11 protein-coding genes, 1 pseudogene and 1 riboswitch are annotated in these 10259 nt (G+C 52.1%); of the genes and pseudogenes, 2 read left to right on the top strand and 10 right to left on the bottom strand.

The window, feature by feature from the left end; all coding sequences use genetic code 11:
• Window positions 1-127: 127 nt before the first annotated feature.
• Window positions 128-1047: pseudogene (locus ACTBDZ_RS11565) on the top strand (ABC transporter permease); the annotation flags it as partial.
• Window positions 1048-1070: 23 nt separating this feature from the next.
• Here the strand turns inward: ACTBDZ_RS11565 and ACTBDZ_RS11560 are convergent.
• From ACTBDZ_RS11560 to moaA, 8 genes are all read right to left on the bottom strand, one after another.
• A complete protein-coding gene (locus ACTBDZ_RS11560; protein ID WP_438815416.1) occupies window positions 1071-1469 on the bottom strand; it encodes a type II TA system antitoxin MqsA family protein in 399 nt (132 codons plus the stop codon).
• Window position 1470: 1 nt separating this feature from the next.
• Complete coding sequence (locus ACTBDZ_RS11555; protein ID WP_438815415.1) at window positions 1471-1752, bottom strand: type II toxin-antitoxin system MqsR family toxin; 282 nt, start codon at window positions 1750-1752, stop codon at window positions 1471-1473.
• A gap of 133 nt (window positions 1753-1885) precedes the next feature.
• Window positions 1886-2596, bottom strand: coding sequence for a Bax inhibitor-1/YccA family protein (locus ACTBDZ_RS11550; protein ID WP_438815414.1), 711 nt, complete (start codon window positions 2594-2596; stop codon window positions 1886-1888).
• Window positions 2597-2767: 171 nt separating this feature from the next.
• Window positions 2768-3235: a molybdopterin synthase catalytic subunit MoaE gene (gene moaE, locus ACTBDZ_RS11545; RefSeq protein ID WP_438815417.1), complete on the bottom strand. Its 468-nt coding sequence runs from the start codon at window positions 3233-3235 to the stop codon at window positions 2768-2770.
• Window positions 3236-3237: 2 nt separating this feature from the next.
• A complete protein-coding gene (moaD, locus tag ACTBDZ_RS11540) occupies window positions 3238-3483 on the bottom strand; it encodes a molybdopterin synthase sulfur carrier subunit (protein ID WP_438815413.1) in 246 nt (81 codons plus the stop codon).
• Window positions 3480-3965: a cyclic pyranopterin monophosphate synthase MoaC gene (gene moaC, locus ACTBDZ_RS11535; protein WP_438815412.1), complete on the bottom strand. Its 486-nt coding sequence runs from the start codon at window positions 3963-3965 to the stop codon at window positions 3480-3482. The genes moaD and moaC overlap by 4 nt, the downstream gene beginning before the upstream one ends.
• A 2-nt stretch (window positions 3966-3967) precedes the next feature.
• Window positions 3968-4486, bottom strand: coding sequence for a molybdenum cofactor biosynthesis protein B (moaB, locus tag ACTBDZ_RS11530; RefSeq protein ID WP_438815411.1), 519 nt, complete (start codon window positions 4484-4486; stop codon window positions 3968-3970).
• Window positions 4487-4526: 40 nt separating this feature from the next.
• On the bottom strand, window positions 4527-5516 hold the full coding sequence (moaA, locus tag ACTBDZ_RS11525) for a GTP 3',8-cyclase MoaA (RefSeq protein ID WP_438815410.1): 990 nt from the start codon (window positions 5514-5516) through the stop codon (window positions 4527-4529).
• A riboswitch (molybdenum cofactor riboswitch) is annotated at window positions 5504-5653 on the bottom strand. (Overlaps the previous gene by 13 nt.)
• A 237-nt stretch (window positions 5654-5890) precedes the next feature.
• Here moaA and ACTBDZ_RS11520 point away from each other — a divergent pair.
• Window positions 5891-6799: a gluconeogenesis factor YvcK family protein gene (locus tag ACTBDZ_RS11520; RefSeq protein ID WP_438815409.1), complete on the top strand. Its 909-nt coding sequence runs from the start codon at window positions 5891-5893 to the stop codon at window positions 6797-6799.
• A gap of 18 nt (window positions 6800-6817) precedes the next feature.
• On the opposite strand, the gene ACTBDZ_RS11515 is transcribed toward ACTBDZ_RS11520, so the two are convergent.
• Window positions 6818-7252: a glyoxalase gene (locus tag ACTBDZ_RS11515; protein WP_438815408.1), complete on the bottom strand. Its 435-nt coding sequence runs from the start codon at window positions 7250-7252 to the stop codon at window positions 6818-6820.
• A gap of 25 nt (window positions 7253-7277) precedes the next feature.
• Window positions 7278-9290 carry an excinuclease ABC subunit UvrB gene (gene uvrB / locus ACTBDZ_RS11510; RefSeq protein ID WP_438815407.1) on the bottom strand — a complete coding sequence of 671 codons (2013 nt, stop codon included), beginning with the start codon at window positions 9288-9290 and terminating at the stop codon, window positions 7278-7280.
• Window positions 9291-10259: the final 969 nt, after the last annotated feature.

Genomic DNA, 10259 nt, shown 5'->3' with positions numbered 1-10259 from the left:
CCTTGTTATAGGAGGGCCAGTTAGTGATTTTAAAATTTTGTTTTGCCATGGAGACCTGATTTTGAAACAACTATGGTGATCTGTTCCGATGATTACCCAAACTTTCTATTTATTCAACAAAGCCTCGATTGAACTGACACAGCGCATCGCCAACGCGCGCACCTTCTCACAGGTGTTAACGCTACGCAGCCCCCAGGCCATCGCGCCAACTATCGATAACCAGAAAGCGTTATTGCTGGTACGGTTTCCACCCGACTTCTCCCGCGACCTTACCAACGGCAACAGCACCTCGCTTCAGGTCATTCTGGATGGATGGCGTTCTAACAGCGCGCAAATTGCAGCAAATGATATACAGCAGATTGTTCAGGAATATGAACGGGAGCTGATGGTGGGAAAAACGCGCAACAACCAGAGCGAACTGGTAGTGCGTCACTGGTATAACCCGAATCTGAACTACAAGTGGTTTGTGGTGCCTTCGCTTATCGCCATGATCACGACCATCGGCGTATTGATTGTGACTGCGCTTTCTGTAGCGCGCGAGCGTGAACAGGGTACACTCGACCAACTGCTGGTATCGCCGCTGGCAACCTGGCAAATTTTTATTGGTAAAGCGGTCCCGGCGCTGATTGTCGCTACCGGTCAGGCTACCATCGTGCTGCTGGCAGGGATTTTCGCTTACCAGATTCTGCTGGTTCACTGCTGCTGTTTTATGCCGCGATGCTGCTGTACGGCTTGTCTCTTGTGGGATTTGGTTTACTGATTTCGTCGCTGTGCGCCACGCAGCAGCAGGCGTTTATCGGCGTATTTGTCTTTCTGATGCCCGCCATCTTGCTCTCAGGCTACGTCTCTCCGGTGGAAAACATGCCGCTGTGGTTACAGAATCTGAACTGGGTAAACCCCATCCGCCATTTTACTGACATCACCAAGCAGATTTACCTCAAAGGGGCCGATTTCAGCGTGGTATGGCACAGCTTGTGGCCACTGCTGGCTATCACTGCGACTACCGGCAGCGCGGCCTATGGGCTGTTCAGACGAAAGATGTCGTGAAGCATCATCGATTTTTGCTCAACTCAACCACAAATTTCATTGAGTAACTCAGGGTGGCGATCGAGAAGTTTCAGCAATTTCACCGTAGAAGGATGGGGCTGCGATTTTCCCGCTTCATACCGGTAAAATGCGTTATCACCGCCACCAAATATCCGCCCTGCTTCTCGTTGCGATAATTCGAGTTTCTTTCGCACGTTCATGATATACGCCGGTTTAACCGTATCATTAATAATCGAATTCTTAAACTCGACCACTTTTGCCATGTACTCGGCCGACTCGGCTTTATCCATCACCGCTTCACCACACTTAGGGCAATGCAACGCACGGATTTGCTGCAAAATCGTTTTTTTGCCACGCCATGAATAGGGAACATCTTTTACACGTTGTTCCAGTTCGGCACCGCCACACTGAGGACATTTCATTCTACTTCTCCTTAAATGAGACGATGAGTACATCATCGAGTACCGTCACTTTCATATAAAACCTGATACCCTTTATCATCGGGCGGTACACATCCTGCCACACCGTATGATCGTGGTATGTAGTCATACTCTTGTAAAAATCCTGACAGGTCAGCGCCATTATGACTGCACACATGCCATCAAAATCGAGATTCAGTTCGTCAGCTGAAGCAAGCGCCGATCGTGTTGCCCTGACTTTTCCATCTGCGCATCCATGCTCATCATAAATAAAATTGTAACTCATTAGGTTACAGCCATCAAAACATAATCACCAAGTAGGTTACAATTTTCAACATCAACCATGCGGTAATGGCTAGGTTGCGCCCAAAAAAAAGCCCCGCACGTATAACGCACAGGGCCATGTGTTGTGTTGCGTCTTAGCGGCGGTTGCCGAAAATGCGCAGCAGCATCAGGAACAGGTTGATAAAGTCCAGGTAAAGCGTCAATGCGCCCACGATGGCATATTTCCGAAAACTGTCGCGGTCGTCAGCAGAGAGTTGCTCACCGATATTTTTCAGTTTTTGCGTGTCGTAGGCCGTCAAACCCACAAACACCACCACGCCGATATAGGTCACAGCCCACATCAAGGCATCGCTTTTCAACCAGATATTGACCAACGACGCCAGCACGATACCGATCAGGCCCATAAACAGCATGCTGCCCAGGCCGCTCAGGTCGCGTTTGGTGGTGTAACCATACAGGCTCATGGCGCCGAACATCCCTGCCGTAATGACAAAGGTGCTGGCGATCGATTGCCCTGAATAGAGGATAAAGATGCTGGAGAGCGTCAATCCGGTCAACGCCGAATAGAGCATAAACAGCCCTGTCGCCACGCTACCACTCAAGCGCTGCACCATGCCGGAAATCACGAACACCAACCCCAACTGAGCAATGATCAGTCCGAAAAAGGTAATCCGACTGGAAAAGACGAAATTCATTATCGCGGGGGATTGCGCCGCATACCAGGAAACAAACGCCGTCAGCAATAAACCGCAGGTCATCCAGCCATAAACCTGCGCCATATAAGCCTGAAGGCCGCTATTAGCGCGTTCGACTATCGAATCGCCTGAACGAGGGAACCGATCCATGATACTACCCTTACGTTGCTGTCTGGCACCGCAGACAGAGATTGTGACTCGGGCGTGCATCGCCCACCATTGACAAGTGTATCACATGGCGCGATATCGCATGTGGCGAAAATCACGCCAGCTTCAACGAACGTTAATCGAATGAAAGAGGTGAAAACCAGCGAGCGTTAATTACCAACGTTCAGCAGCGGCATGGTCACTGTCACGCGCATCCACCCAGCGCTCGCCCTCCAGCGTCACTTCCCGTTTCCAGAACGGCGCACGGGTTTTCAGGTAATCCATGATAAATTGCGCAGCGTCAAAGGCCGCCTGACGGTGTGCAGCGCTAACGCCCACAAACACGATTTCATCGCCGGGATAGAGCGGTCCAACACTGTGGATCACATAGACACGCGGTAATGCCCAGCGTTCTCTGGCTTGCCCAACGATCTCCGCCAACGCTTTCTCTGTCATCCCCGGATAGTGCTCCAGCGTCAATGCACTCACGTCGGAAGCCAGATTGTGGTTACGCACTTTACCGGTAAACGTGACCACTGCACCGTCTTCGTCACATTGCGCCAGCCACTGATAGGCCAGCACCACGTCAAACGGTGCGGTGCCGACCTCAATACGGGTTTCAGGTTGTGGGTTCACTGGCATCATCAGCCTCCGGTTACCGGTGGAAAAAATGCCACTTCATCACCATCGCGTAGTGGGTGTGAGAGCTCGACCAACGTCTGGTTCACGGCTGTAAGCAATTTGCCGGACGCCAACGCCAGCGCCCAGCGTTCACCGCGTGTGACCAACGCCTGGCGCAAATCCTCCACGCTGGAAAATTTCGCAGGAAGGCTAAGCGAATCCGTTTGCGTCAGTTCGCGAACCTGCGCGAAAAACAACACGTTAATCATTGCACCTCCGCCTGAAAATCGCCGGATTTACCACCGCTTTTTGCCAGCAAACGCACCGGGCCGATAATCATGTCTTTTTGCACCGCTTTACACATGTCATAAATGGTCAACGCGGCTACCGAGGCAGCGGTCAGCGCTTCCATCTCCACCCCGGTTTTGCCGGTTAAGCGGCACAGCGATTCGATACGCACCCGGTTGTGCTCAGGCTCGGCCGTCAGCTCAACGGCAACTTTGCTTAACAGCAGAGGATGGCACAGAGGAATCAGTTCCCAGGTGCGTTTAGCCGCCTGAATCCCGGCAATGCGCGCGGTGGCGAACACATCACCTTTGTGGTGCTGCCCATTAATAATCATCGACAGTGTTTGCGCTGACAGCGTGACGAAGGCTTCCGCACGCGCCTCGCGCACCGTTTCGGCTTTTGCTGACACATCCACCATGGTGGCTTCGCAGGCAGCATTAATATGGGTGAACTGAGATGACATGATTAATTCGATTTCTTTAAATGGGGGAAGAAATTGCACGGTTTTTGCCGGGCATCCAACTGTTCCTGAATGATACGTTCCCAGGCAGTGCGACACGCACGTGTCGAACCGGGCACGGCAAAGATAACCGTTTGGTTTGCCAGACCTGCAACCGCACGGGATTGAATGGTGGCGGTGCCGATATCCTCATAGGAGACCATGCGAAACAGTTCACCAAAACCATCAATCGAGCGATCGAACAGCGGGGAGATGGCTTCTGGCGTGACATCACTCGCAGTGAAACCAGTGCCACCATTGATCAGAATTACCTGCACCGTCTCGCTGGCAATCCAGGCAGTAACCTGCGCCTGAATCTGGTAGCGGTTCTCTTTGACGATGGCGCTGGCCACAATCTGGTGCCCAGCTTCCTGCGCAGCTTCGCGCAAATAGTCACCCGAGGTATCATCTTGCGCGGTACGACGGGCAGAAACGGTCAAAACTGCAATTTGCAGCGGAATAAAGTCATCACTGACCTTGCTCATATCACACACCTCTTAACACGGAAAATCGCTAGAGTAGCTATCAGCCACCGATAAAAGAAAGGTTCTGCGTTATGCCGCTGTTGCCATCATGCAGGAAGTGGGTCTGTTTTTTCAGCGATAACCCACCCGCAATACGCAGCGCCAGATCGTCCATTTGGCTATCTTCCGCCAACAGATCGCGCAAGGGAATGCCCTGCTCGCCGAACAGGCACAGGTGCAGGTTACCCACGGCGGACACGCGCAGACGGTTGCAGCTCAGGCAAAAATCTTTCTCGTAGGGCATAATAAGGCCAATTTCGCCCTGATAATCATCGTGCCGAAACACCTGGGCTGGCCCATCACTGCGGCCGCGCGGCGCCAGTTGCCAGCCCTGAGCCAACAATTTGTCGCGAATGACCGTTCCGGGCAGATGGTGACGGGCAAACAGCCCCCTTCCCTCTCCGGTCTCCATCAGTTCGATAAAACGCAGTTGGATGTGCCTGTCCTTGATCCAGTGCAGGAACGCATTCAGTTGATTATCGTTCACGTCACGCATCAGCACGGTATTCACTTTGACTTTGGCAAAACCGCAGTCAAAAGCGGCATCGATCCCGGCCATCACCTGATGAAACTTATCCTGCCCGGTGATCGCATGGAACTGACGCGCATCCAGACTATCGACACTGACATTCAGCGCGGTTAGCCCGGCATCGCGCCATATTGCTACATCGCGCGCCAGCCGATAGCCATTGGTGGTCACCGCCAGGGTTTTGATCGAAGGATTTTCTCGGATGGCAGCTAAAATCTCGACAAAGTCGCGTCTTAACGAAGGTTCTCCCCCGGTTAAACGCACTTTTTCCGTACCGAGCGCAGCAAAAGCGCGGCTGACCCGACGGATCTCATCCAGAGAGAGAAAACGCTTGGTGGGTGCGCCAGAAGGCTGATAGCCATCAGGCAAACAGTAGGTGCAACGAAAGTTGCATACATCTGTGATCGAAAGGCGCAAATAATAAAACTTGCGCGCAAACGCATCCTTCAATTGACTTAGCATAAACACCTTTCCAAATTCGGGAGGCGCGGGCATTTCTCCCCTGCACCCTGGTGACCTCAAGGGCCACGGCCAGAGCACCCTATGACGCAGTCACTGCCACATCACTTAGGCACAAAGGCTAGGAGTTTGATTTCATCAAAGAAGAGTCTAACGTTACTCACGCATTACGTCACCCAGATATTCGTTATATATTTATGTATATAGCGTATATATAAAGGTTTTTTCTCTTCCACAGGCCTTCAGCATAGTCGAAAAGAGGCGGAAAAAATTGTCGTAACTCATCCTGAGGCAAAGATTTTTGGTTTTTTTCGCCTTTATGAGAGAAATCAGCTACCTTAGCCACGTGAATTCCCCCTCTTTTGCAAAAGGTCTCTATGCGCAATCGCACGTTAACCGATCTCGACAAGGTTGTCGCGCTGGGTGGCGGGCACGGCCTCGGTCGCGTCATGTCATCACTTTCCTCATTGGGTTCACGACTCACCGGCATTGTGACGACCACCGATAACGGCGGTTCGACGGGAAGGATCCGCCGCGCAGAGGGTGGCATCGCCTGGGGGGACATGCGCAACTGTTTGAATCAACTGATCACCAGCCCGAGCGTGGCCTCCGCCATGTTTGAATATCGCTTCACCGGCAGCGGCGAACTCGCCGGGCACAATCTGGGCAACCTGATGCTCAAAGCGCTGGATCATCTGAGCGTGCGGCCGCTGGAAGCCATTAACCTGATTCGTGGACTGCTGAAAGTGGATGCGGTACTGATCCCGATGTCAGAACATCCTGTCGATCTGGTCGCTACCGACACCGGAGGAAACCAGATCTACGGTGAGGTGCAAATAGACAATCTGAATGCACTACCACAGGAACTGCAACTCCACCCAGTGGTCAAGGCGACGCAGGAAGCGATTGATGCCATCGACCAGGCCGATGTGATCCTGATTGGTCCAGGCAGCTTTCTGACCAGCCTGATGCCTCTGCTGTTGCTGGACGATCTGGCGCGTGCCCTGCGTCGCACGCCAGCGCAGATGGTCTATATCGGCAATCTGGGACGAGAACTCAATCAGGCCGCTGCCCATATGACGCTAGCACAAAAGCTCGCCATGATCGAAAACAAGGTGGGGCGTAAAGTGGTGGATGCGGTTATCGTTAGTCCACACACCTCGGTGCAGGGCATCAACGATCGTCTCATCGTGCAGCAGCCATTAAGCGCGGCCGACGTGCCGCACCATCACGATCGCGAACTGTTGCGCCAGGCGCTGGAAATTACCCTGCAACGTCTGGGCTAACCGTACTACAGCCGAGGGCTATTCCCCGCGCAGCCACGGCGTATGGGTAACGCCAACCAAAATGCCTTCCGGGCTAAGGAAACGCGTCACCCACTGCCCCCACGGTTCGAGTCGGTTATCTACCAGCAAGGTATATCCCGTCCGTTTAACCGCAGCCGTGGAGGCCACCATATCAGCAACCTCAAACTCCAACCAGGTTTGCGGCACGGTGACATCATCCGGCCAGTGCTCAGTGCCGAAGCAGGAGTGGCTCGCCTGCGCCAACGGCCACAGCGCAAAGTGTTTCACCCCATCGAGCGTATCGGCGACCAGATAATCGCTCGATTCTCCCAACGGTTTAAGCGGCAAATGTAACGTGTCCAGATAGAGCGATCGACTGGCCACCGCGTCCGCAACGATCGGGCCGAAGCCCGCGATAAACAGTACATCTACATCGGGTATAGAAAATGTCATGTAGGCTCCTTGCTCCACAGGGAAATCAGAATGCGGCGATAAATCGCTCACGTAAGGCATGAATCTGGTCACGCAATGCCGCAGCCTCTTCGAACTCCAAATTCTGCGCATGCTTCATCATTTTGCCTTCCAGTTCACGAATCTTCTGCTCCAGCGCTTTTGGCGTCAGTGCATGATATTCTGCGGCAGGCTCAGCGGCTTTACGACCGGTACGCCCTTTGCCTTTTGGCGTCGGTTGCCCCAACTGCAAAATATCGTCAATTTTCTTGTTAAGACCGGTAGGCACAATCCCGTGCGCTTCGTTGTACGCCTGCTGCTTCTCGCGTCGCCGCTCCGTTTCCTGAATGGCACGCTGCATCGAAGGCGTTATCTTGTCGCCATACAGAATGGCTTTACCATTAAGGTTACGTGCGGCACGGCCGATGGTCTGAATCAAGGAGCGTTCCGAACGCAGGAAGCCCTCTTTGTCAGCGTCGAGGATGGCTACCAGTGACACCTCTGGCATGTCCAACCCTTCCCTGAGCAGGTTGATACCCACCAGCACATCAAATTCGCCCAGTCGCAGGTCGCGGATTATTTCAACGCGCTCGACGGTATCGATGCCCGAGTGCAGATAACGCACGCGCTCACCGTGTTCTTCCAGGTATTCGCTGAGATCTTCCGCCATACGTTTGGTTAAGGTGGTGACCAGCACGCGCTCGTTCAACGCAACGCGTTTGCGGATTTCAGACAACAAATCGTCCACCTGCGTCGCTACCGGACGCACTTCCAGTAGCGGGTCAAGCAGTCCCGTAGGGCGTACCACCTGATCGACGACATCACCGCCGGAATGTTCCAGTTCGTAATTGCCGGGTGTCGCCGAAACATAGATGGTTTGCGGTGCGAGCGCTTGAAACTCCTCAAACTTCATCGGTCTGTTGTCCAACGCTGACGGCAGACGAAAACCATATTCGACCAGCGTTTCTTTACACGCCCGGTCACCGCGGTACATGCCGCCCAATTGCGGGATAGTCACATGGGACTCATCGATCACCAGCAATCCATCGGCAGGCAGGTAGTCAAACAACGTTGGCGGAGGCTCGCCCGGCCCGCGTCCAGAGAGATAGCGCGAATAGTTTTCGATACCGGAGCAATAACCGAGTTCGTTCATCATCTCAAGATCGAATTGAGTACGCTGTGTCAGCCGCTGTTCTTCCAGAAGTTTATTGTTTTCCAACAATATCTTGCGGCGCTCAGCGAGATCCACCTTGATATCTTCCATCGCCTGAAGAATACGCTCACGCGGCGTCACATAGTGGGTTTTCGGGTAGATGGTATAGCGCGGCACCGTTTGTAGCTGCTGGCCAGTGAGCGGATCGAACAGCGTCAGGCGTTCAACTTCTTCATCGAACAGCTCGACGCGCAACGCAATCTCATCGGATTCTGCCGGAAAAATATCAATCACTTCGCCGCGCACACGGAAAGTACCACGCGTAAAGGCCTGGTCGTTGCGCGAATATTGCAGTTCGATCAGTCGGCGTAAAATCGAGCGCTGATCGATAATCATGCCGACCGTCAGGTGCAGCATCATTTTCAGATAGAGATCGGGATCGCCCAACCCATAAATAGCAGAGACCGACGCCACCACCACCACATCGCGCCGCTCCAGCAGCGCTTTGGTGGCTGACAGACGCATCTGTTCAATATGCTCGTTAACCGACGCGTCTTTCTCGATAAAAGTGTCCGAGCTGGGTACATAGGCTTCGGGCTGGTAGTAATCATAGTAAGAGACGAAATACTCAACCGCGTTATCAGGGAAAAACGCTTTCATCTCACCATAGAGTTGCGCCGCCAGCGTTTTGTTGGGCGCCAACACCATGGTGGGGCGGTTTAGATCCGCAATCACGTTGGCAATGGTAAAGGTTTTTCCCGAACCGGTTACCCCCAGCAACGTCTGATGTGCCAACCCTGCCTCCAGTCCCTCTTCCAGCAGACGGATCGCTTCAGGCTGATCGCCTGAGGGGGTAAACTCGGAGTGCAGTTTAAAGGGTTTGCTCATGAACAACCTGCCAGAAAGTGGACCAAGCGTCGCGAAACCAGGCAACGCACAGTAACATTCAACAATAGTGTGAGGCGTCAAGCATAGCACTAACAGTGCGCCTCAGAAATTCGTTTACCCACAGTATACTGGATATAAAAACAGCATCCAGTCATTTGTTGGCGAAAATGATGCGCGGAGTAAATCTTCGGCCAGCGTAGAAGGTTGGAAAGGGGAAAGCGAGCGCGAAAAGCGCTAACACAGCGTTACGCATTTATCTAGTTAAAAATGTGCTATTTATCCCCAGAATGCGTATTTAACTTAACAAAGTGGTTAGACCTGTGCTGTAAAAACATGCAACCATCAGCCAGAGGTAAATCGAGACTTGATTTTAATTAACTTACTGATTTATATCAATTAAACAAAAAAGCAGAGAATCACATCAACTCAACCAAAACCCGCGCCAATCCTCGCTTGCCACCGTTTTTCTAAACCTAATACACATGGTTATACACAGAAGTAGTGGATAACTCCCACAAGCCCGCATGCCTGCTGCTTTAGTGAAATATCTTATCGTTATGGTGCTGAGGGAAATCAGGATTTTTTTAGCGTTTTTGCAAGGATTTCACTTATGCATGGCTTTTTGACGTTTTGCACAAAAAAGCCGCTTGGTAACGGAAGTGGAGCACTCACCAGCAAAGGGAAGCTAAAGTTACCACTGCCAACACGGATCTTATGGTTACTCTGCATAACCATAAGATCACAGTGTTGATGAGCAGAAATCATTCAATGAATTGTGACTGTGTAAGTAACCCTTATTGCTTCCTCTGCAACAGAATAAGTATACGACTGCTTTATGATGTTACAGGCTTTGTTGAATAAATAGAAAGTTTGGGTAATCATCGGAACAGATCACCATAGTTGTTTCAAAATCAGGTCTCCATGGCAAAACAAAATTTTAAAATCACTAACTGGCCCTCCTATAACAAG

The sequence above is a fragment of the Symbiopectobacterium sp. genome (genome assembly GCF_051710365.1).
Lineage (GTDB): Bacteria > Pseudomonadota > Gammaproteobacteria > Enterobacterales > Enterobacteriaceae > Symbiopectobacterium.
This window is presented reverse-complemented; position numbering and strand designations above follow the sequence as displayed.